Consider the following 23414-nt stretch of genomic DNA (forward strand, 5'->3'; position numbering starts at 1 on the left):
TTTTGATCTTTGTGGTCAAGTTTTTAAGAGCACACGGTGGATGCCTTGGCATTAGGAGCCGAAGAAGGACGTAGGAATCTGCGATAAGCCTGGGGGAGTCGATAACCGGACTGTGATCCCAGGGTGTCCGAATGGGGAAACCCCGCCAGGAGCGCGAGTTACCTGGTGACCCGCATCTGAACACATAGGGTGCGTGGAGGGAACGCGGGGAAGTGAAACATCTCAGTACCCGCAGGAAGAGAAAACAATAGTGATTCCGTTAGTAGTGGCGAGCGAACGCGGATCAGGCTAAACCGTTCCATGTGTGATAGCCGGCGGGCGTTGCATGGTCGGGGTTGTGGGACATTACGTGTCAGTTCTGCCGGGCTGACGGGGTGTGGGTGTGCGTATAGGTGAACGGTCTTGAAAGGCCGGCCAGAGAGGGTGTTAGTCCCGTAACTGTAATGCGTTGCACCGCCTTGTTGATGTATCCCAAGTAGTACGGGGCCCGAGAAATCCCGTGCGAATCTGTCAGGACCACCTGATAAGCCTAAATACTCCCTAATGACCGATAGCGGACCAGTACCGTGAGGGAAAGGTGAAAAGTACCCCGGGAGGGGAGTGAAACAGTACCTGAAACCGTGTGCTTACAATCCGTCGGAGCAACCTTAGTAGTTGTGACGGCGTGCCTTTTGAAGAATGAGCCTGCGAGTTAGTGTTACGTCGCGAGGTTAACCCGTGTGGGGCAGCCGTAGCGAAAGCGAGTCTGAATAGGGCGTTTGAGTGGCGTGATCTAGACCCGAAGCGAAGTGATCTACCCATGGCCAGGTTGAAGCGACGGTAAGACGTCGTGGAGGACCGAACCCACTTCAGTTGAAAATGGAGGGGATGAGCTGTGGGTAGGGGTGAAAGGCCAATCAAACTTCGTGATAGCTGGTTCTCCCCGAAATGCATTTAGGTGCAGCGTTGCGTGTTTCTTACCGGAGGTAGAGCTACTGGATGGCTAATGGGCCCTACAAGGTTACTGACGTCAGCCAAACTCCGAATGCCGGTAAGTGAGAGCGTAGCAGTGAGACTGTGGGGGATAAGCTTCATAGTCGAGAGGGAAACAGCCCAGACCACCAACTAAGGCCCCTAAGCGTGTGCTAAGTGGGAAAGGATGTGGAGTTGCGAAGACAACCAGGAGGTTGGCTTAGAAGCAGCCACCCTTAAAAGAGTGCGTAATAGCTCACTGGTCAAGTGATTCCGCGCCGACAATGTAGCGGGGCTCAAGTACACCGCCGAAGTTGTGGCATTCAAATATTAGCTAAGCCCTTGTGGTTCAGGCGTTTGGATGGGTAGGGGAGCGTCGTGTGGGCAGTGAAGTCGCGGTGGAAACCAGCGGTGGAGCCTACACGAGTGAGAATGCAGGCATGAGTAGCGAAAGACGGGTGAGAAACCCGTCCGCCGAATGATCAAGGGTTCCAGGGTCAAGCTAATCTGCCCTGGGTAAGTCGGGACCTAAGGCGAGGCCGACAGGCGTAGTCGATGGACAACGGGTTGATATTCCCGTACCGGCGAAAAACCGCCCATGTTGAACAGGGGATACTAACTGCCCGAGACCTGCCCGATCACCCTTGTGGTGTGAGGGTTTTGGTGGAGCGCAGGACCTGATCCTGGGAGGCAAGCGTATTAACAGGTGTGACGCAGGAAGGTAGCCGAGCCGGGCGATGGTTGTCCCGGTCTAAGGATGTAGGGCGAGTGGTAGGCAAATCCGCCACTCATGATGCCTGAGATCTGATGGGACCCCCGTTTGGGGGGATTTGGTGATCCTATGCTGCCGAGAAAAGCATCGACGCGAGGTTTTAGCCGCCCGTACCCCAAACCGACACAGGTGATCAGGTAGAGAATACTAAGGCGATCGAGAGAATTATGGTTAAGGAACTCGGCAAAATGCCCCCGTAACTTCGGGAGAAGGGGGGCCCCAACCTTGATACACCCTTGCGGTGTGGAGGGGATCGGGGCCGCAGAGACCAGGGGGAAGCGACTGTTTACTAAAAACACAGGTCCGTGCGAAGTCGCAAGACGATGTATACGGACTGACTCCTGCCCGGTGCTGGAAGGTTAAGAGGACCGGTTAGCCGTAAGGCGAAGCTGAGAATTTAAGCCCCAGTAAACGGCGGTGGTAACTATAACCATCCTAAGGTAGCGAAATTCCTTGTCGGGTAAGTTCCGACCTGCACGAATGGAGTAACGACTTCCCCGCTGTCTCAACCATAAACTCGGCGAAATTGCAGTACGAGTAAAGATGCTCGTTACGCGCAGCAGGACGGAAAGACCCCGAGACCTTTACTATAGTTTGGTATTGGTGTTCGGAGTGGCTTGTGTAGGATAGGTGGGAGACGTTGAAGCCCGGACGCCAGTTCGGGTGGAGTCATCGTTGAAATACCACTCTGGTCACTTTGGACATCTAACTTCGGCCCGTAATCCGGGTCAGGGACAGTGCCTGATGGGTAGTTTAACTGGGGCGGTTGCCTCCTAAAAAGTAACGGAGGCGCCCAAAGGTTCCCTCAGCCTGGTTGGCAATCAGGTGTCGAGTGTAAGTGCACAAGGGAGCTTGACTGTGAGAGAGACATCTCGAGCAGGGACGAAAGTCGGGACTAGTGATCCGGCGGTACATTGTGGAATGGCCGTCGCTCAACGGATAAAAGGTACCTCGGGGATAACAGGCTGATCTTGCCCAAGAGTCCATATCGACGGCATGGTTTGGCACCTCGATGTCGGCTCGTCGCATCCTGGGGCTGGAGTAGGTCCCAAGGGTTGGGCTGTTCGCCCATTAAAGCGGTACGCGAGCTGGGTTTAGAACGTCGTGAGACAGTTCGGTCCCTATCCGCTGCGCGCGCAGGAAATTTGAGAAGGGCTGTCCTTAGTACGAGAGGACCGGGACGGACGAACCTCTGGTGTGTCAGTTGTACTGCCAAGTGCACCGCTGATTAGCTACGTTCGGATGGGATAACCGCTGAAAGCATCTAAGCGGGAAGCTCGCTTCGAGATGAGATTTCCATACACATTTATGTGTGAGAGGCCCCCAGCCAGACCACTGGGTTGATAGGCCGGATGTGGAAGCGAGGACTAACGACTCGTGAAGCTGACCGGTACTAATAGGCCAACAACTTACACCACACAGATAAATACATAACTCTGCTTGCGTCCACTATGTGGTTCCCAACCAACAACCCTTTGTTGGCGGAACCAAACCACAATTGAATACAACACCACACACCTGCCCCAGGGCAGGAATGTTGTAACCACAAATTTCCCACACCACCCCCACGGGGTTGGTGACGGGTAGAAGGGTTACGGCGGTCATAGCGTGGGGGAAACGCCCGGTCCCATTCCGAACCCGGAAGCTAAGACCCACAGCGCCGATGGTACTGCACCCGGGAGGGTGTGGGAGAGTAGGACACCGCCGGACAAACATTGAGTAGGGCCCTGACACACACCATGTCAGGGCCCTACCACTTTAACCACCACACACCACACACCCACCACCCAAACCTGGACGCCGTCCTTACATAAACCCCCGCCCAGTCGTCGCGGCACCCACCCCGATGCGGGCTCACTTTGGCGGCTCTGGTCCGAACGCCCGCCCACTCGCGGCGGCTCCCACCAGACCCCCGCTCAGTCGTGGCGGCTTATGCCCGGACCCCCGCCCACTCGTGGCGGCTCCCACCCTGACCCCAGCTCAGTTCTGGCGGTTCCCACCAGACCCCCGCTCAGTCGTGGCGGCTTATGCCCGGACCCCCGCCCACTCGTGGCGGCTCCCACCCTGACCCCAGCTCAGTTCTGGCGGTTCCCACCCGGACCCCCGCTCACTACAGCTGAAAGCGCGTCGGAAGGGGAACCACCACGAGTGAGCGCTCGTCACAGGGACAGCCACCACAAGTGAGCGCGCGTGCGAAGCGTAACCACCACAAGTGAGCGCGCATCCGACGAATACCCGCCACAAGTGAGCGCGCGTCGCAGGAGGGCGGGATAGAGCAGGGCAGAGGGGGACAACAGGGCGGTGGGGGAGCGGGCTGCTGTTCAGCGTAAAGTTGATCAGCATGAGCAGCCTCTTCAGCCACAGCCAGGAACCGTCCGGGATCAGCGGGGAAACCCCTTCTGAGGTACTGGATGCAGTGGTCAGTTCCATTGTGGTTCCTGGTGGGGTGGCCCATGCGTTCGCTGGCTTTACCGACCACACCCACCTGTGGTGGCCGCTCGAGGAGCACGGTATCTATGGGGCCGGCTCCTATGTGGAGTTCGAAGAGAACCTGATCCTTGAAACGGCAGACGACGGCCGGACGAGCATCTGGGGGACCCTCGACGACTGGCAGCCCCCATTCTCGTTCCACGCCACGTGGCACCCAGGTACAACGGCCCTCTGGTCTACGGAACTTCGCGTCGTGTTCCAGCCCGTCGATGCTGGCACCGAGGTGCGCGTTCTCCACGACGGGTGGGAGGGCGCCGAAGATCCTGGCCCCACCCGTGCGCAGTACGCGGACGACTGGCCCGGCATCCTCGCGCGCTTTGCCCGCTTCATGGGAGCCGAGTAACCGGCGTTCTGCAGCGCCCCTAGACTGGAGAAGACATGGGGGCGACGGCAGCTGGAGGCTTGATGGTGAACGTACTGGATGCATTGACGGAGAGCGTCAAAGCCGGGCAGGTTGTCACGGCGGACGCGTATCTCCACCGGTACGCAGTGGACCAAGCACCGGTTACCGACTTCCAACTGCCGCTGGCCGTGGTGTTCCCCGAGTCTGTGACCGACGTGCAGTCGGTGATAGGAGCCTGCGCGGCTGCCGGCATCACCGTGGTGCCTCGTGGTGCGGGGACCGGAGTCTCAGGTGGCGCCCATGCCACCCGGAACTGCGTTATCCTCTCCCTGGAACGCATGAACCGCATCCTGTCCATCAATCCCGACGATGAGACGGCAACCGTGGAACCCGGCGTGGTGAACGCAGACCTGAATGATGCCGTGGCCCCGCACGGACTGATGTACGCCCCTGACCCGGCCAGCTTCCGCAGCTCGACCATAGGCGGCAACGTCGCCACCAACGCGGGTGGACTGCGCTGCGCCAAGTACGGTGTCACCAGGGACTCGGTGCTCGCCCTGGACGTGGTGCTCGCCGACGGGTCCCTGATTCACACAGGCCATCAGACCTTCAAGGGAGTGGCTGGCTACGACCTCACCGGGCTGTTCGTCGGTTCTGAAGGCACCCTGGGCATCGTTGTAGGCATCACCGTACGGTTGAAATACCTTCCCCGCGACGTTCACACCATCGCTGCCTTCTACCCCGGCTTCCGCGCAGCCGCTGCGGGCGTCCTGGCGGTGGGCAGGGCCCGGGTCCAGCCAGCCATCATGGAACTGCTCGACGGCGGGACGCTGGCGCAGCTGGACGAGCTGCACGGTTCAGACCTTACTGCCAGGGGACGCGCGCTCCTCCTGGTGCAGACCGACGGCTTCGGTGCGGCCGCGGAAGCGGAAGTGGTGCGCGGGGTACTCCGTGCAGGCGGAGCTACCGTCACGACGGAAGCCAGCGCCGAAGCGGAGCGGCTGGTAGAGCTGCGCCGGCACAGCCGGGGCGCCGAAGTTGATGATGAGTACCGGGTGGGCGAGGATGTGGCCGTGCCCCGCTCGCGCCTGGTGGATTATGTCGCCGCGTTGGAATCCATGGCAGCTGAACACCAGGTCAAGCTGAAGGTGGTGGCCCACGCCGGTGACGGCAACCTGCATCCCACTTTCTGGATCGATCGACAGGGTACCGGCGTTGACCCGGTGGCCATGGAGCGGCTCCAGCGCGCCCTGGATGACTCCATCACTGCGGCTCTCTCCATGGGCGGTACCATCACCGGCGAGCACGGCGTGGGCCAGTACAAGCTGCGGTGGCTCGGCCAGGAACAGCCGGAGCCCGTCCGGGAGATACAGCGCCGGATCAAGGACCTGTTCGACCCGGCCGGGATCCTGAACCCAGGGAAGGCGATCTAGGGGCTAGTCGTCCGAGTCCGGGTACTCGTCAGCGGACTCGTCGCCGCCGTAACGGGATTCTTCGGTTTCCACCTCAAGGATCTTCAGGAGCTCGGTGTCCGGGTTCAGCATGATGGCTGCCTCGTCACGGCGGTGCCGGAGGATCGAGTCGATGTACGACTGGACGGCCTCGGCCAGGGGGATGTGGCGTTCCTGCTTCTCTGACATGTACCAGCGGTGCTCCAGCACTTCATGCACCGCCTCTGCCGGTTCCAGCTTTCCGGACAGGTCGCGCGGGATCGACCGGACGATCGGTTCGAAGATCTGGCTCACCCAAAGGTGTGCGCTGTACTCCTCGTCCATCTCCGGGTTGTTGTCCGCCCGGAACGAATCCATGTCGTTCAGGAGGCGGCGGGCCTGGTTCTCCTGGGCGTCCAGGCCGGTCAGCCGCAGGAGCCTGCGCTGATGGTGCCCCGCGTCCACCACCTTGGGCTGCAGCTGAATGGTGGAACCGTTCTGCGTGGTTTTGATGGCATATTCCTCGACGTCGAAGCCGAGTTCGTTGAGCCTGCGGATGCGCGCGCCCACCCGCCAGCGTTCCCCGAGTTCGAAGGATTCCTTTTCGGTCAGCTCCGCCCACAGCCGCCGGTAGCTGTCCATGATCAGTTCACTGGTGGCGACAGGGTCCACCTTTTCCTCGATCAGGCCGCCGTCCAGCAGGTCCATGAGTTCCCCGGCGATATTGACCCGGGCAATTTCGAGATCGTATTCCCGCTGGCCGAGGGACAGGTCCGGGTACAGCTCGCCCGTCTCCGCGTCGACCAAATAGGCGGCAAAGGCTCCCGCGTCGCGCCGGAACAGGGTGTTGGACAGCGAAACGTCACCCCAGTAGAAGCCAATAAGGTGCAGCCTGACCAGCAGCAGGGCCTGGGCATCAATGAGGCGCGTCAGCGTGTCCTTACGCAGCATCTGCGAGAACAGCGCACGGTACGGCATCGAAAACTTCAGGTGCCGGGTAACCAGCACAGGGTTGAGCGGACGGCCGTCCAGTGTGGTCCGGCCGGTGATCACCGCAACGGGCTCCACGCAGGGCACATCCAGCCGGGCCAGCTTCCGCAGCATGTGGTACTCGTGGCGCGCAACATGCTCGGAGGTTTCCTTGATGGCAATCACCGATCCGCCCAGGTGCGCAAAGCGCACAATGTGGCGGGAAATGCCCCGGGGGAGGGCGGCGAGGTTCTCGGCTGGCCAGTCCTCCAGTGCGATGTGCCATGGCAGGTCCAGCAGCTCAGGATCGGCGGCCGCCGCGGTAATGTTCAGCGAGCTTGCGACCGAGGCGGCCTTGTTGTCGTCGGCGCTGGCGGCGGTGAACCGCGGCAGTTTTCCGATCTGACCGTAGTCGGTGGGTTCGTCGTGCCACTGGGCGCTGTGTTCCTCGGTCATGGACTCAATTCTTCCGTACATGGGCGTGCCCGGCTAATCCTTCGCGGGACGGTTAACGGCCGACGGCGGCCCGCACCATTGCGAATGGGTGCGGGCCGCCGTGGGTTGTTAGGAGCCGGTGGGACTAGTCGCCCAGGCGCAGGCCGGTCTTGGTGTCGAACAGGTGCACGTGGCCCGACTGCGGACGGACGTAGATGGACTCGCCCTTCATCGGAGGACGGCGACCGTCGACGCGTGCCACGATGTCGTGGTCCTTGCCGTCGAGGGTGGAATGGCCGTAGACGTAAGCGTCGGCGCCGAGCTCTTCGACAACGTCGACCTCGACCTTAAGGCCCTCACCGTGGGGAGCGGTCTCCAGGTCCTCGGGGCGGCTTCCGACGGTGACCGTGGAGCCGTGTGCTTCTTCGAGGACGTCGCGCGGCACGGGGTAGACGGTGCCACCGAACTGCACACCGCCGTCGACCACGGGAAGTTCCAGCAGGTTCATGGCGGGGGAACCGATGAAGCCGGCAACGAAGACGTTCTTCGGGCGGTCGTACAGGTTGCGCGGGGTGTCCACCTGCTGCAGCAGGCCGTCCTTGAGGACCGCAACGCGGTCACCCATGGTCATGGCCTCGACCTGGTCGTGGGTGACGTAGACCGTGGTGACGCCCAGGCGGCGGGTCAGGGAGGCGATCTGAGTGCGGGTCTGGACGCGGAGCTTGGCGTCAAGGTTGGACAGCGGCTCATCCATGAGGAAGACCTGCGGGTTACGCACGATTGCGCGGCCCATGGCAACACGCTGGCGCTGGCCGCCGGAGAGTGCCTTCGGCTTGCGGTCCAGGTACTGCTCGAGGTCAAGGAGCTTGGCGGCTTCGCGGACACGCTCTGCGCGCTCTTCCTTGGAGATGCCGGCGATCTTCAGTGCGAAGCCCATGTTGTCCGCCACAGTCATGTGCGGGTACAGGGCGTAGTTCTGGAAGACCATTGCGATGTCGCGGTCCTTCGGGGGGACATCGGTGACGTCGCGGTCACCGATCAGGATGCGGCCTGCATTGACGTCCTCGAGGCCTGCGAGCATGCGCAGGGAGGTGGACTTACCGCAACCGGAGGGTCCAACGAGGACCAGGAATTCGCCATCGGCGATGTCGATGTTGAGCTTATCGACGGCGGGCTTATCTGTGCCCGGGTACAGACGCGTAGCGTTATCAAAAGTAACTGTAGCCACAGTTATCAATCCCTTCACCGGCAGGTACGTGCCGGACGATCCGTTGTGAATGGTTCATGTTTGTTCAGTTTTGTGTTGCATGATGCATTCCGGCAGAGCCGGAGCGCATCGAGTGACGCCGCACGGTTCTTGTGCGCCACATCACAAGAAAGAGTATGGCAGAACCTTCGCTCTTTATCGCAAATGTTACGAACGTCACACGATAGGCGTTGCCGATCGATTAGCCCGCAGGCGTTCCGTCGCCTTCGCCCACGGCGGAGCTCCGAGCCGCAAGCAGTGCCTCAAGCAGCTCTGCCACATGGATCGGAGCCTCTACCCGGTACTGCGCCTGGGTGAAGTCCAGGCCTACCTTGACCCCCACATCCCCCGGTCCAAGCCGGGCGAAGGCGTCTTCGTCCGTGGTGTCGTCCCCCGCGAACAGTATGGCGGTCGCTCCCGCCGCCTGGCGAAGGAACGCGACTGCTTCGCCCTTGGAGGCGTGCACCACGGAAGTTTCCAGAACCCGCTTGCCGTTCTTCAGGAACACGCCCTTGCGGTCCTCAAGCAGTGAGCGTGCGGCGGCGACGGCGTCCTCGGCGACGTCATCCGCAGCCTGCCGCGTGTGCAGCACCACGCCTGCCGGCTTGTCCTCGAGCATTGTTCCGGGGGCTTCCCCGGCGATCCCGGCGAGGATGCCCCGGACCTCGGCCAGCAGCGTCCGCTGGTCTTCGTCCAGTTCGAGGCCTGCGGACTCCGGGCCCAGCCAGGCTTCGGCGCCGTGGCTGCCGATGAGCAGCGACTCGGCCGGCGGCGAGGCCACGCCGCGCAGCGAGGCGAGGGCGCGCCCCGAGATGAGTGCCGTCGTCGTGCGCGGAAGCGCCGCCAGCCCGGCAAAGGCGGCGGCCGCGCGGGGGAGCGGCCGTGCATCGTCCGCATGCGGCACGATCGGTGCCATGGTGCCGTCGAAGTCCATGGCCACCAGGAGTTGGTCAGTGGCGGCGATGTTCCGTACGGCTTCCCGCAGTTCGGGTGTCAGGGCGAGCGGCGCTGCAGTACCTGGTTCAGGAGTCATCGCGGACCACCTTCTCGTTCAGGGCCCGCAGGAAGTCGGCCGACCATAGGTCCACATCGTGTTCCAGGATCTGTTTGCGCATGGCGCGCATGCGGCGCCCGGCTTCGCGCGGAGTCATCTCGACGGCGTTCATGATGGTGTTCTTCAGTCCGGCGATGTCGTGCGGGTTGATCAGCAGCGCCTGCTTGAGTTGGTCCGCCGCGCCGGCGAATTCGCTGAGGACCAGGGCGCCGTCGTTGTTGTTGCGGGCGGTGACGTATTCCTTGGCCACCAGGTTCATGCCGTCCCTGAGGGCGGTGACCAGCATGACGTCGGCTGCAAGGTACAGGGCCACCATTTCCTCCACCGGGTAGCTGTGGTGCAGGTAGCGGACGGCGGTGTTCTGGATGGTGTCGTAGGTGCCGTTGATGTGGCCCACGGTGCCTTCCACTTCCTCGCGGAGCAGGCGGTACTGCTCAACCCGTTCCCGGCTGGGGGAGGCCACCTGGATAAGGGTCGCGTCTCCCACGGACAGCCGGCCGTCCGCCAAGAGCTCCTCGAAGGCCTTGAGCCGGTGCCGGATGCCCTTGGTGTAGTCCAGCCGGTCCACGCCCAAGAGGATGGTTTTTGGGTTGCCCAGGTCCTGGCGGATCTGCCGTGCCCGCTCGATGATGTCCGGCCTGGCAGCAAGTTCGCTGATCTGCTTGACGTCGATGGAGATGGGAAACGCCTGTGCACGGGCGATATGGGTGATCTGGCCGTCGTGGCCCTTGACGTGCACCTGCTGCTGCTTGACGCTGGCGCCAAGGAAGCGCCGGGCCGAGCGCATGAAGTTACCGGCGTCGCTGACCCGCTGGAAGCCCACCAGGTCCGCGCCGAGCAGTCCGTCGATGATGGCGTGCCGCCACGGCAGCTGGGCGAAGATCTCCGGCGGGGGAAACGGGATGTGGTTGAAGAACCCGATGCGGAGGTCCGGCCGTGCCTGGCGGAGCATACGCGGAACAAGCTGCAGCTGGTAGTCCTGGACCCAGACGGTGGCGCCCTGGTCCGCATGGTGCACGACGGCGTCCGCGAACCTTTGGTTGACCTTGCGGTAGGAATCCCACCAGGTGCGGTGGAACTCGGGCGGCGCGATGACGTCGTGGTACAGCGGCCACAGCGTCGCGTTCGAGAAGCCCTCGTAGTACAGTTCGACGTCTTCGGTGCTGAGCTGGACCGGAACGAGGTCCATGCCGCCGTGGCTGAACGGCTTCACCGTCTCGTCGGGAGCGCCGTGCCAACCCACCCAGGCGCCGTCCGTCTTGGTCATCATCGGTGCCAGTGCGGTCACCAGGCCGCCCGGGGAGCGGCGCCAGCCGGACCCGTCGTCACCGCTGTCGCCCGGGGCGACGCGGTCAACGGGCAGCCTGTTGGAGACCACCATGAAGTCGTACTTCGTGGCCTGGCCGTGGCCGGATGCGGCCTTTCCTGACGGCTCTGCTGTGGCAGGTTTTTCCTGGACGGGTGTTTGCATTGCGGCCCCCTGGGGTTGCTTGTGCCTCTAAGCCACCCTAGCCGTGCGGAATCATCCGTGCTATTCGTCCGTTGGTCAACCCGGGCGGATAGTTGAAGGGGCAAGCTCTCAGCTTTCTCCCCTAAAATGGTGGAAGTGCCACGAAGTGGTCCCTCCACGTCGACCGACCCAAGGAACACATGAGCCCCGGAAACGAAGTACGTAAGTCGAAAGCTGAGCGAACCGCGGAGGCGCGGGAAAAAGCGCGCCAGATCCGTGAGGCCCAGCTGAAGAAGGACAAGCGCAACAAGCTTCTGATCGGCTGGGGCATCGTGGTGGCCGTGGTCGCCATCCTGGTGGTTGTGGGACTGGTGGTCACCACCAGCATCAAGCAGAACACCCCCATCGCGGACCAGGGACCTGTACCCGCGAACGGCAACGCCAACGGCGGCGTGACGCTGGTTGCCAACACCGGCGTGAAATCAACGGACTCCGCAACGGTGGACATGGCCAAGGTACCGGCCAAGCCGGACACGCAGCCGAACCCCGTCGTTGCCCCGGGCGCTGAAGCCGAGGCCGGCCAGCCCGTGAAGGTTGTGGCGTACATCGACTTCATCTGCCCTGTCTGCAAGCGGTTCGAGAGCACCTACAACGAGGCCCTCACCGGCCTGCGCAACGACGGAAAGATCAGCCTGGAATACCGGCCGCTGGGCTTCCTGGACCGCCAGTCCAGCACCAACTATTCATCCCGGGCAGCCAACGCGGCAGCGTGTGTAGCCGACAAGGCGCCGGAGAAGTACGCCGAATATGTCGACACCCTCTTCGCCAACCAACCTGCCGAAGGCAGCGCCGGCCTCTCCGATGACAAGCTCAAGTCATTGGCCAGCGACATTGGTGCAGACATCAACAGCTGCGTTGACGACAAAACGTTCCGCCCGTACGTCAAGTACTCCACCCAGCTCGCATCCAACATCGGTATCACCGGTACGCCCACCATCTTCGTGGACGGCAAGCAGTGGGACGGCAGCTCGGACCTGAACGCCGAGATCCAGACAGCCATTGCAGCGAAGGGCTAAGACCCCTTAGCGTCCGCCGGCCCGCTTCCGGAATTTCCGGGAGCGGGCCGGCTGCATTAAGGGCCGGCGGTCGGCTTCGTCCCCGGCCGCGTGACAAGGGTCCCAGCCCGCGAGCCTGCCGTTTTTACCACCGGCAGCACTTGGGCTACGCTTATCTGGCGCCGTCAGGCGCCGCCCGCAAGGGCACGCCTCCTTAGCTCAGTTGGCCAGAGCACCGCTCTTGTAAAGCGGGGGTCGTCGGTTCGAATCCGACAGGGGGCTCCACTCATGCACGGGACGCCGGTTTCCCGGCTTTTCCTCCTTTCACCGCCCCGCCTTTCCAGGGTTAAGCTGATGTCATCCGAATGATCAGCCTGCTGATGAATGGAGGATGGCTGCCATGCCCAAGACCGGCAAGAACCACCATGCCCGCAAGGACGAACTTCCCTCGACCCTGCAGCGTTCCGACCAAAAGGCCCAGGACACTTTCGCCAAGACGTACGACTCCGCCATAGAGTCCTACGACGACGAACGCCGGGCAGCGCGGACGGCCTACTCTTCCCTGAAGCACAGCTACGAGAAGGTGGGCGACCACTGGGAAGCCAAGGACAAGAAGGGGCCGTCGGACAAACGGGCGGAAGAGAAGGGCGCCGGATCCTCCACGCCCACGGCAGGAGGCGTGGATGCCAACGCCTCGAAGGAACATCTTTACGAACTGGCCCGGAAACTGGACGTCAAGGGCCGCTCCAGGATGGACAAGAAGCAGCTGGTCCAGGCAGTGCAGAAAGCCAACGACGCCGCCACGCGCAAGGCCAGGTCCTAGTTCCTCCGGCAGGGGAGGGACAGCGGACGGCATCCTGGCCGCAGCGCCGTCCGGGCCCTTGCCCTAACGCCTCCCAGGGTGTCGAATTTGAGGACACGCTAGGACGGGTTGCACGGCAAAGATGCCAGGAGGTTCCCATGTCGGTGAAGAGTGCCAAAGACACGGCCAGGGCTGCAGGCGGCCGGAATGGGACCGAACCACGCCGAACCGATTCTGCCGCCCGCATCGCGGCGCTGGAACCGGCCAGCATCCGGAACATCGCCCTGATCGGGCACTCCGGGGCCGGCAAGACCCTGCTGATTGAAGCACTTCTTGCTGCCAACGGCATGATCACCCGCAAAGGCTCCATAGCCGAGGGGACCACGGTAGGCGACTCCGATCCCGCTGCGGTCCACCAGCAACGGTCCGTCACGCTCTCCCTGGTGCCCCTCCTGCTGGACGAAACCAAGGTCAACCTGCTGGACACACCCGGCTACCCCGACTTCATCGGGGAAATGCGGGCGGGCCTCCGCGCAGCGGACGCCGCCCTTTTTGTTGTTTCAGCCGTCGACGGAATTGATGCCACCACCACCGCGCTGTGGTCGGAGTGCGCGCACCGAAGGCTTCCGCGCGCAGTGGTGATCACCCGGCTGGACCACCCGAGGGCGGATTACGACGGCGTCCTCGCGGAGTGCCGGAAGGCATTCGGCGACGCCGTCCTCCCGCTCTACGTCCCGGTTGGTTCCGGCGGCGAACGTACCGGCCTGCTGGGACTGCTGTCCGGAACGGTCACGGACTACACCCCGGGGGAAAGCCCTTCCGACCGGGACGCACCCGCCGATGACACAGCGGCTGCGGCCGAGGCCCGCGGAGAGCTCATCGAGGGCATCATCGCCGAAAGCGAAGACGAAACCCTGATGGAGCGCTACCTGTCCGGCGAGGACATCGATACAGGCGTGCTGATCGAAGACCTGGAGACCGCCGTGGCCCGTGGTTCGTTCCATCCGGTCATCCCCACTTCCGCGGTCACCGGCCTGGGAACGTCGGAACTGCTGGACATGCTGGTGCGCGCGTTTCCCCCGCCCACTGAGGCGGGCGTTCCGGAGGCGACAGACCTGGAGGGCCGGCACGGCAGGTCCCTGGGCTGCGACCCGTCGGGGCCGTTGGCCGCCGAAGTGGTGCGAACCTCCAACGATCCCTTCCTGGGCCGGATCTGCCTGGTGCGCGTGTTCTCGGGAACCCTGCGCGAGGACTCGCCGGTGCACGTCGGCGGGCACGGCCTGGCGGACCGGGGGCACCAGGACCACGACACCGATGAACGCGTCACGCACCTGTACTCGCCGCTGGGAGCCACCCTGCGGCCGGTGCCGTACTGCGTGGCGGGGGACCTGTGCGCCCTGGCCAAGCTGGGGAGCGCCGAAACCGGTGACACCATCTCATCCCGGGACGATCCGCTCATGCTCGCCACCTGGGAGATGCCCGAACCGCTCCTTCCCGTGGCCGTGGAAGCCGATTCCCGCAGCGACGAGGATGCCCTGGCCCGGAGCCTGGGGAAAATCGCCGCCGGTGACCCCACTATGCGGGTGGAACGCAACGCTGAAACGCACCAGCTGGTCCTGTGGTGCATGGGGGAGGCGCATGCCGACGTCGTGATGGACAGGCTCCGTGAGCAGGGCGTGAAGCTGCACCCCGTGGACGTGGTGACACCGCTGCGGGAAACCTTCGCGGGCCCGGCCACCGGGCACGGACGCCACGTCAAGCAATCCGGGGGCCACGGGCAGTACGCCGTGTGCGACATCGAAGTGGAGCCGCTGGACCGGGGCGCCGGCTTCGAATTCGTGGACAAGACGGTGGGCGGTGTCATCCCGGGGACGTTTATCCCTTCCGTGGAGAAGGGGGTCCGTGCGCAGATGGAGAAGGGTGTATCCGCAGGGTTCCCCGTGGTGGACGTGCGCGTGCGGCTGGTGGGCGGCAAGGCCCACAGCGTCGATTCGTCCGACGCCGCGTTCCAGGCTGCCGGTGCCCTGGCCCTGCGGGAGGCGGCTGCGGCAGGCAGGATCCAGCTCCTTGAGCCGGTCTCGGCCGTCAGCATCACCGTGGCGGACGAGCACGTGGGACCCGTCATGAGCGACCTCTCCGGCCGCCGGGGCCGGCTGACCGGCACGACGTCGTCGGGCGGGGGACTCACTGACATCAGCGCCGAAGTGCCGGACCAGGAACTGCTGCGCTACGCCGTCGAACTCCGCGCCCTCACCGCCGGTACGGGCCGTTTCAGCCGCAGCTACCTGCGCCACGACCCCGTGCCGCCCGGCTTCAGCCCCACCTGAACCGGGCCCTGATGAATCCGGCCGCCCGCAAGATCCAGAGCGTCTACCTGGTGCTGACGCTCGGGAACACCCTTGCGGCGTCCTTCATCTGGGGGATCAACACGCTGTTCCTGCTCGACGCCGGCCTGAGCAACCTGGAAGCCTTCGCCGCCAACGCTTTCTTCACTGCAGGCATGGTGCTGTTCGAGGTCCCCACCGGGGTAGTGGCAGACAGCTGGGGCCGCCGCGCTTCGTTCCTCCTGGGAACCGTGACTCTCGCCGGCTCCACGTTCCTCTACTACCTGCTGTGGCAGTACTCAGCGCCGTTCTGGTGGTGGGCCGCAGTCTCCGTGCTGCTCGGCCTGGGATTCACCTTCTTCTCCGGCGCGGTGGAAGCCTGGCTGGTGGATGCGCTGCAGTACTCCGGCTACGACGGCACCCTCGAGGTGGTGCTGGGCCGGGGCCAGATGGTGTCCGGGGTCGCGATGCTGGCGGGATCCGTTGCCGGCGGCGTCATCGCGCAGGCCACCAACCTGGGCGTGCCCTTCCTGCTGCGGGTAGCAGTGCTGATGGCCATGTTCGTTGTGGCCTTCCTGCTCATGCACGACGTCGGATTCACCCCTGAGCGCTCGGCCCGCCCCCTCGCCGCCACCCGCGCCGTCCTCAAGGCTTCCGTGGACGGCGGGCTCCGCCATCCGCCCGTCCGGTACATCATGCTGGCCGCCCCGTTCACGCAGGGCGTGGGCATCTACGTGTTCTACGCCCTGCAGCCGTACCTCCTGCAGCTCTTCGGGGATCCCCGCGCCTACGCCGTGGCCGGGCTTGCCGCTGCCATTGTGGCCGGGGCCGACGTGGTGGGCGGATGGATGGCGCCGCGGGTCAGGAAACTGGTCCACCGGCGGACCACGGTGCTGATCGTCAGCAACGTGGCCAGCGCACTGATCCTCGTGGCGCTCTTGTTCACCACCACGTTCTGGCTGGCCCTGGCGCTGCTCATGCTGTGGGGGATGGTGGGTTCGGCTGGTATCCCGGTCCGCCAGGCGTACCTGAATGACATGATCCCCTCCAAGCAGCGGGCAACGGTGCTCAGCTTCGACTCCCTCATGGGTTCCAGCGGTGGAGTGGTGGTACAGCCCTCGCTGGGACGGGCCGCGGACCTTTACGGGTACCCGGCCTCCCTCGCCGTGAGCGGGGCCGTGCAGCTGCTGGCCGCACCCTTCATCCTGATGAGCCGGCGCCAGCGCTCGCCGGCAGACACCGCCACGGAGCTGGCTGCCCCTGAGGAATCGACGGGGTGAGCCGGTGCCGCACGGAAAAGCCCCCGTTGCCTGGACATGGTCCAGGTCAACGGGGGCCTTCCTTTCGTACAGGTCTGCAGCGAGTGCTACTGGAGGCCTGCCTTCACAGTTTCGTTGGAAGCCGGAGCCGGCTTTTCCTCTGCGGGCGGCGGACTGGTCTTCAGCTTGAAGCGCTTTCCAATGCCGCCGCCGCCACCGCTGCGGTTCTTGTTGAAGATGTCGAACCCGACGGCGACAAGAAGCACCAGGCCCTTGATGAGCTGCTGGTAGTCGGTGCCAAGGCCCAGGATGGACATGCCGTTGTTCAGGACGCCCATGATCAGGCCACCGATCATGGCCCCGGCCACGGTTCCGATACCGCCGGTGACAGCGGCGCCGCCAATAAATGCTGCGGCGATGGAGTCGAGTTCGAAGCCGGTTCCGCCGGCCGGCTGTGCCGAGTTGAGGCGGGCAGTGAAGACGAGGCCGGCCAGTGCGGCAAGAACACCCATGTTCACGAAGAGGCGGAAGGTAACGGCTTTGGTCTTGATGCCGGAAAGCTCAGCCGCGTGAAGGTTCCCGCCGATGGCGTAGGTGTGCCGCCCGAAGACGCTGTTGTTCATGAGGGCGGTGTAGGCGATCACCAGTGCGGCCAGGACCACCAGGACGATCGGCGTGCCCCGGTAGGACGCCAGCAGGAAGGTGATGATGAGCATGAGCAGCGCAGTGAACGCGGTCTTGATGATGAACCAGACCAGGGGTTCGCTCTCGAGATCGAACTTCCGGCGGATCCTGCGCTCCTTGAAAGCCTGGATCAGCAGGGCAACAGTGGCACCGACACCCAGGATGACGGTGAGCCATTCGAGCACGGAGGTACCCCCGGAGATGTCCGGAAGGAAGCCTCCGCCCAGGGCCCGCAGCTCCGCGGGGAAGGGGGTGATCTGCTGGTTCCTCAGGGTGATGAGGGTCAGCCCCCTGAAGATCAGCATGCCCGCCAGCGTGACGATGAAGGCCGGAATCCCCACGTAGGCGATCCAGTATCCCTGCCAGGCGCCCACCAAGGCGCCAACCAGGAGGCAGGCGGGGATGGCGGCCCACCATGGCCAGCCCCAGTGCACGATCATGACGCCTGCGACGGCGCCGATGAATCCGGCCACCGAGCCCACGGAAAGGTCGATGTGTCCGGCGATGATCACCATCACCATGCCGATGGCAAGGATGAGGATGTAGCTGTTCTGGACCACCAGGTTGGTGACGTTCTGGGGTTGCAGCAGGATCCCGCCTGTAAGCCCCTGGAAGAGCAGGACGATCAGGATCAGGGCAACGAAAATGCCAACCTGGCGGAGGCGGCTTGTGAGGAATCCGAGCGATTCTCGTAGGGCGGACATTTCGCTATTCCTTCTCTTTGGTCATGTAGTGCATCAGGGTTTCCTGGGTCGCTTCTGCAATGGGCACTTCGCCGGTGATATGGCCGGCCGCGAGGGTATAGATGCGGTCGCAGATGCCCAGCAGTTCGGGAAGTTCTGAGGAAATCACAATGACTGCTTTTCCTTCGGCCGCGAGTTTGGCAATGATCGTGTAGATCTCGTACTTGGCGCCGACGTCGATCCCGCGGGTAGGTTCATCGAGGATGAGCACATCGGGGTCGGAGAACATCCATTTGCTCAGCACTACCTTCTGCTGGTTTCCACCGGACAGCTTGCCGGTGATGGCGGCCACGGAGGGAGCCTTGATGTTCATGCTCTTGCGGTAGCCGTTGGCCACCACGGTCTCCTGGTTCTTGTCCACGAAGCCGCGCTTGGCGAGCTTGCGCAGTGCAGCCAGGGAGATGTTCCGTTTGATGTCCTCGATGAGGTTCAGACCGTAGTGCTTCCGGTCCTCGGTGGCGTACGCGATGCCGTGCCGGATGGCGTCAGACACCGTGGAGGTGTTGATTTCCTCGCCGTATTTGTAGACCTTGCCGGAGACGGTGGTTCCATAGGTCCGGCCGAAGACGCTCATGGCAAGTTCGGTGCGGCCGGCGCCCATGAGGCCCGCCAGCCCTACCACTTCGCCCTTCCTGACGTGCAGATTTGCGTTGCGGACCACCATGCGGCTGTGATCCTGGGGGTGGCGAACGGACCAGTCCTCGATCCTCAGGACCTCGTCGCCGATGTTGGGCTCACGTTCCGGGTACAGGCTCTCCAGGTCACGGCCCACCATGCCGCGGATAATCCGCTCCTGGGTGATCTGGCCTTCGTCGAGCCGCAGGGTTTCGATGGTCTTACCGTCCCGGATGATGGTAACGGCGTCAGCCACTTTCCGGATCTCGTTGAGTTTGTGGCTGATGATGATGCTGGTGACGCCCTGGCCCTTCAAGTGGAGGATCAAGTCCAGCAGATGGCCGGAATCCTCGTCGTTGAGAGCGGCGGTGGGCTCGTCAAGGATCAGCAGCTTCACTTCCTTGGAGAGGGCCTTGGCGATTTCAACCAGCTGCTGCTTGCCAACGCTGATGTGCTGCACGGGGGTGACAGGATTTTCGTCCAGGCCCACACGGGCCAGCAGCTTTGCTGCCTCAAGGTTGGTCTTGCGCCAATCCACCCAGCCGTTGGTGGCCTGTTCGTTACCCAGGTAGATGTTCTCGGCTATGGACAGGAACGGGCTCAGGGCCAGTTCCTGGTGGATGATGACAATTCCGCGCTTCTCGCTGTCCGAGATGCTGGAGAAGTTGCAGGGTTCGTTTTCGAAGAGGATCTCCCCGTCGAAGGTGTTGTGAGGATAGACGCCGGACAACACTTTCATGAGCGTTGACTTCCCGGCTCCGTTTTCACCGCAGATGGCGTGGACCTCGCCACGGTTCACGTCCAGGGTGACGTCCTGCAGCGCTTTCACGCCCGGGAACGTCTTGGTGATTCCTCGCATTTGAAGAATGGGTGTGTTCATCGTCAATTCCCACTGACTGGTCGAAAGGTTGGCCGTCCTGCTGCTGCAGAAGGCTGCGGGAGGAAGCTGTGGCCGGACTCCGGGTCCGGCCACAGCCGCCGGACGCTGACTACTTGACGTCGGAGTCCTTGTAGTAACCCGAGTCGATCAGTTCCTTCTTGTAGTTGTCCTTGGTGATGATGACGGACTTCAGCAGGAAGGCAGGGACCACCTTGACCTTGTTGTCGTAGGTCTTGGTGTCGTTGGTTTCCGGCTCCTGGCCCTTGAGGACGGCGTCGACCATCTTGACGGCCTGGGCGCCGAGCTGCCGCGTGTCCTTGAAGATTGTGGAGTACTGCTCACCGGCGACGATGGACTTCACGGAACCCTTTTCGGCGTCCTGGCCGGTGACTACGGGGAGGCTTCCCTTGGCGTAGCCGCCGGTGCTGGTGAGGGCCGAGATGATGCCGATGGACAGGCCGTCGTAAGGGGACAGGACGCCGTTCAGCTTGGTGCCGGAGCTGTAGGCGGAGGTGATGATGTCCTCCATGCGCTTCTGGGCAACGGGCGCCTGCCAGCGGAGGATCGCTGCCTGCTCAAACTTGGTCTGGCCGCTGGGGACCTTGAGGGTGCCTGCATCCAGGTACGGCTTGAGGGTGTCCATGGCGCCGGTCCAGAAGAAGTTGGCGTTGTTGTCGTCGGGGCTGCCCGCGAAAAGCTCGATGTTGAACGGACCCTTGCCGTCCACCTTCTTGCCGCTGGCATCGACCAGGCCCAGGCCGGTCAGCAGCGAAGTGGCCTGCTGGACGCCGACAGTGTAGTTGTCGAACGTGGTGTAGTAGTCCACGTTGGGCGTGCCGTTGATAAGGCGGTCATACGCGATGACCTTGACGTTCTGCTCCTTGGCCTTGGCCAGGACGTCGGTCAGGGTAGTGCCGTCAATGGCGGCAACGATCAGGGCCTTGGCGCCCTTGGTCAGCATGTTTTCGATCTGCGACACCTGGGTGGGGATGTCGTCATTGGCAAACTGGAGGTCCGTCTTGTAGCCGAGGTCCTTCAGGGACTTTTCGACGTTGGCGCCATCTGCAATCCAGCGTTCGGAGGTCTGCGTAGGCATCGAGATGCCGACCAGTGAATCACTGGGGTTGGCCGCAGCACCGCTGGATTCGCTGGTTCCGCCGCGGGAGCCGCAACCGGTAGCACCCACCGTCAGGGCGAGGACAAGGGCCACCGCGCCCATCAGTTTTTTGATTCTCACCATTATCTCCTTCCGCGGCAGCACTGCCACGAAGTGTTGTTGGATCAGGCAGCACCCGTGCTGCCGGTCCTGGCCACATTGTTGATGTGTCGGTTCAATATAGACCCATTTGTGAACGCTAACAAGAGACCGGAGCGGGAATTTCGGAAACCTTTCGGCTCCGTTGACTTCTACTTTGTTAGCGTTCACACTTGCTGCAACACTTAGCACTACCCGACCCCCTACAGAACCCGGTAATGAGGCGCTGCCTCCCGGACGGAGGCACCACATGCCAGATTCGTTGTTCCCTTCCAGCCCCGGGCCCGGCCACCGCGATGACGGGACGATCTCCGGCGTCCGGCGCCCAATCCCGGGGACCACGCCGTCGGCCGCTGTGTCCGAAGCTCCCGTGGAGATGTCCGCATGAGCGCCGGAGCAGGAATCCTGGAGACCATTGCCCGGGTCCGGCAGGAAGTGTGCTCGCTGCATGCCGAACTGACCCGGTATGAACTGGTGGTGTGGACCGCCGGCAACGTCTCGGCCCGCGTGCCCGGAACGGACCTTATGGTCATCAAGCCCTCCGGCGTCGCCTACCAGGACCTGACCCCGGAGCAGATGATCGTCACTGACCTGCACGGCACTCCCGTACGGGGCACCAATGTCGGGGCCGGAGGCACCGTCGATTGGGGCAATCCGCCGTTGTCGCCCTCGTCCGACACGGCGGCGCACGCCTACGTGTACCGGCACATGCCTGAAGTGGGCGGCGTGGTGCACACGCACTCCACCTACGCCACCGCCTGGGCTGCACGGGGTGAGGCCATTCCGTGCGTGTTGACCATGATGGGTGATGAATTCGGCGGATCCATCCCGGTGGGACCGTTCGCCCTGATCGGTGACGACTCGATCGGCCACGGCATCGTGGAGACGCTGAAGAACTCCAATTCCCCGGCAGTCCTCATGCAGAACCACGGCCCGTTCACTATCGGCAAGGACGCCAAGTCTGCGGTGAAGGCTGCTGTGATGTGCGAGGAAGTGGCCCGCACGGTGCACATCGCCCGGCAGCTCGGTGACCCGTTGCCCATCGACCAGGGCCACATCGACTCCCTTTACGCCCGCTACCAGAACGTCTACGGCCAGTAACGCCTGTAGCCGCCAAGAACTTTCCAGGAGAACCCATGAGTACCGCAGCAAACACTTCCCTTGACGGCTATGAGGTCTGGTTCCTCACCGGCAGCCAGCACCTGTACGGCGAGGAGGTCCTCAAGCAGGTGGCCGCCCAGTCGCAGGAGATCGCCAACCGGCTCAACGCCTCCTCCGAGGTCCCGGTACGGATCGTGTGGAAGCCGGTCCTGACCGATTCCGATGCCATCCGCCGCACCGCGCTGGAGGCCAACTCGGACGATTCGGTCATCGGCGTGACGGCGTGGATGCACACGTTCAGCCCGGCCAAGATGTGGATCCAGGGCCTGGACCTGCTCCGCAAGCCGCTGTTGCACCTGCACACGCAGGCCAACCGTGACCTGCCCTGGGCGGATATCGACTTTGATTTCATGAACCTGAACCAGGCCGCACACGGCGACCGCGAGTTCGGCTACATCCAGTCCCGGCTGGGCATCGCCCGGAAGACCGTCGTCGGGCACGTCTCCAACCCCGAGGTGGCGCGGCAGGTGGGTTCGTGGCAGCGCGCCGCCGCGGGCTGGGCCGCTGTCCGGACCCTGAAGCTGACCCGCTTCGGCGACAACATGCGCAACGTTGCCGTCACCGAAGGTGACAAGACGGAGGCCGAGCTGCGTTTCGGCGTCGCGGTCAACACCTGGTCCGTGAACGAACTCGCCGACGCCGTGCACGGCGCTCCGGAGTCCGACGTCGACGCCCTCGTTGCCGAGTACGAGGACCTTTACGAGGTGGTGCCGGAGCTCCGCAAAGGCGCGGACCGGCACGACTCGCTGAGGTACGGCGCCCGCATCGAACTCGGCCTGCGCAGTTTCCTCGAAGCCAACGGGTCCGCCGCGTTCACCACCTCCTTCGAGGACCTTGGCGCACTGCGCCAGCTCCCGGGCCTGGCCGTGCAGCGGCTGATGGCTGCCGGCTACGGCTTCGGTGCCGAAGGCGACTGGAAAACGGCCATCCTGGTCCGCGCCGCGAAGGTGATGGGCGGGGACCTGCCCGGCGGTGCGTCCCTGATGGAGGACTACACGTACCACCTGGAACCCGGCGCGGAGAAGATCCTCGGCGCGCACATGCTGGAAGTGTGCCCCTCCCTGACTGCGTCGAAGCCGCGGCTGGAAATCCACCCGCTCGGCATCGGCGGCAAGGAAGACCCCGTGCGGCTGGTCTTCGACGCCGACGCCTCCCCGGGCGTCGTCGTCGCGCTGTCCGACATGCGGGACCGTTTCCGCCTGGTGGCCAACGCCGTGGACGTGGTCCCGCTGGACCAGCCGCTGCCCAACCTGCCGGTGGCCCGCGCGCTCTGGGAGCCCAAGCCGGACTTCGCCACGTCCGCCGCCGCCTGGCTCACCGCCGGCGCCGCACACCACACGGTCCTGTCCACCCAGGTGGGCATGGACGTGTTCGAGGACTTCGCCGAGATCGCCAAGACTGAACTGCTCACCATCGACGAAGACACCACCATCCGCCAGTTGAAGAAGGACCTGAACTGGAACGCCGCCTACTACAAACTGGCCGGCGGGATCTGA

Annotated in this window: 15 protein-coding genes, 1 tRNA gene and 2 rRNA genes; 11 read left to right on the forward strand and 7 right to left on the reverse strand. The window is 63.5% G+C overall.

The genetic code is table 11. The features are described 5' to 3' along the window. Nucleotides 1–13: 13 nt before the first annotated feature. From BLT71_RS05715 to BLT71_RS05730, 4 genes are all read left to right on the forward strand, one after another. Nucleotides 14–3141, forward strand: a 23S ribosomal RNA gene (locus BLT71_RS05715). Nucleotides 3142–3316: 175 nt separating this feature from the next. Continuing rightward, nucleotides 3317–3433, forward strand: a 5S ribosomal RNA gene (gene rrf, locus BLT71_RS05720). 631 nt (nt 3434–4064) lie between these two features. Continuing rightward, a complete protein-coding gene (locus BLT71_RS05725) occupies nt 4065–4556 on the forward strand; it encodes an SRPBCC family protein (RefSeq protein ID WP_091718344.1) in 492 nt (163 codons plus the stop codon). A gap of 62 nt (nt 4557–4618) precedes the next feature. Beyond that, complete coding sequence (locus BLT71_RS05730) at nt 4619–5989, forward strand: FAD-binding oxidoreductase (protein WP_091718346.1); 1371 nt, start codon at nt 4619–4621, stop codon at nt 5987–5989. 3 nt (nt 5990–5992) lie between these two features. On the opposite strand, the gene BLT71_RS05735 is transcribed toward BLT71_RS05730, so the two are convergent. The 4 genes from BLT71_RS05735 to BLT71_RS05750 form a co-directional block, all read right to left on the reverse strand. Further along, the gene (locus BLT71_RS05735) at nt 5993–7411 is read right to left on the reverse strand and encodes a DUF4032 domain-containing protein (RefSeq protein ID WP_091718348.1); all 1419 of its coding nucleotides are present in this window, start codon (nt 7409–7411) and stop codon (nt 5993–5995) included. Nucleotides 7412–7535: 124 nt separating this feature from the next. Continuing rightward, the gene (locus BLT71_RS05740) at nt 7536–8618 is read right to left on the reverse strand and encodes an ABC transporter ATP-binding protein (RefSeq protein WP_091718350.1); all 1083 of its coding nucleotides are present in this window, start codon (nt 8616–8618) and stop codon (nt 7536–7538) included. A 220-nt stretch (nt 8619–8838) separates the two neighbouring features. Beyond that, nucleotides 8839–9669 (reverse strand): trehalose-phosphatase, encoded by an 831-nt coding sequence (gene otsB / locus BLT71_RS05745; RefSeq protein WP_091718352.1) that lies wholly within the window; start codon nt 9667–9669, stop codon nt 8839–8841. Continuing rightward, on the reverse strand, nt 9659–11161 hold the full coding sequence (locus BLT71_RS05750; RefSeq protein WP_091718354.1) for an alpha,alpha-trehalose-phosphate synthase (UDP-forming): 1503 nt from the start codon (nt 11159–11161) through the stop codon (nt 9659–9661). The genes otsB and BLT71_RS05750 overlap by 11 nt, the downstream gene beginning before the upstream one ends. A 179-nt stretch (nt 11162–11340) precedes the next feature. On the opposite strand from BLT71_RS05750, the gene BLT71_RS05755 reads away from it, so the two are divergent. From BLT71_RS05755 to BLT71_RS05775, 5 genes are all read left to right on the forward strand, one after another. Next, on the forward strand, nt 11341–12216 hold the full coding sequence (locus BLT71_RS05755; protein WP_091718356.1) for a DsbA family protein: 876 nt from the start codon (nt 11341–11343) through the stop codon (nt 12214–12216). A 187-nt stretch (nt 12217–12403) separates the two neighbouring features. Beyond that, a tRNA-Thr gene (locus tag BLT71_RS05760) sits at nt 12404–12480 on the forward strand. A 115-nt stretch (nt 12481–12595) separates the two neighbouring features. Next, nucleotides 12596–13018 carry a ChaB family protein gene (locus BLT71_RS05765; protein WP_091723843.1) on the forward strand — a complete coding sequence of 141 codons (423 nt, stop codon included), beginning with the start codon at nt 12596–12598 and terminating at the stop codon, nt 13016–13018. Between the two features lie 137 nt (nt 13019–13155). Further along, nucleotides 13156–15324: an elongation factor G-like protein EF-G2 gene (locus BLT71_RS05770; protein ID WP_091718357.1), complete on the forward strand. Its 2169-nt coding sequence runs from the start codon at nt 13156–13158 to the stop codon at nt 15322–15324. Nucleotides 15325–15335: 11 nt separating this feature from the next. Further along, the gene (locus tag BLT71_RS05775) at nt 15336–16601 is read left to right on the forward strand and encodes an MFS transporter (protein WP_091718359.1); all 1266 of its coding nucleotides are present in this window, start codon (nt 15336–15338) and stop codon (nt 16599–16601) included. An 86-nt stretch (nt 16602–16687) separates the two neighbouring features. Here the strand turns inward: BLT71_RS05775 and mmsB are convergent, their stop codons facing one another. From mmsB to chvE, 3 genes are all read right to left on the reverse strand, one after another. Next, nucleotides 16688–17968 carry a multiple monosaccharide ABC transporter permease gene (gene mmsB, locus BLT71_RS05780; RefSeq protein WP_091718372.1) on the reverse strand — a complete coding sequence of 427 codons (1281 nt, stop codon included), beginning with the start codon at nt 17966–17968 and terminating at the stop codon, nt 16688–16690. A 4-nt stretch (nt 17969–17972) separates the two neighbouring features. Beyond that, a complete protein-coding gene (gene mmsA, locus BLT71_RS05785; RefSeq protein WP_091718374.1) occupies nt 17973–19502 on the reverse strand; it encodes a multiple monosaccharide ABC transporter ATP-binding protein in 1530 nt (509 codons plus the stop codon). 109 nt (nt 19503–19611) lie between these two features. Further along, the gene (chvE, locus tag BLT71_RS05790) at nt 19612–20742 is read right to left on the reverse strand and encodes a multiple monosaccharide ABC transporter substrate-binding protein (RefSeq protein WP_172829911.1); all 1131 of its coding nucleotides are present in this window, start codon (nt 20740–20742) and stop codon (nt 19612–19614) included. Nucleotides 20743–21141: 399 nt separating this feature from the next. Between chvE and BLT71_RS05795 the strand changes: the two genes are divergently transcribed. After that, entirely contained in the window at nt 21142–21858 is a 717-nt protein-coding gene (locus BLT71_RS05795; protein ID WP_091718376.1) for an L-ribulose-5-phosphate 4-epimerase, read from the forward strand. A 35-nt stretch (nt 21859–21893) separates the two neighbouring features. Beyond that, a complete protein-coding gene (araA, locus tag BLT71_RS05800) occupies nt 21894–23414 on the forward strand; it encodes an L-arabinose isomerase (RefSeq protein ID WP_091718378.1) in 1521 nt (506 codons plus the stop codon).

The sequence above is a fragment of the Pseudarthrobacter equi genome (genome assembly GCF_900105535.1).
GTDB lineage: Bacteria > Actinomycetota > Actinomycetes > Actinomycetales > Micrococcaceae > Arthrobacter > Arthrobacter equi.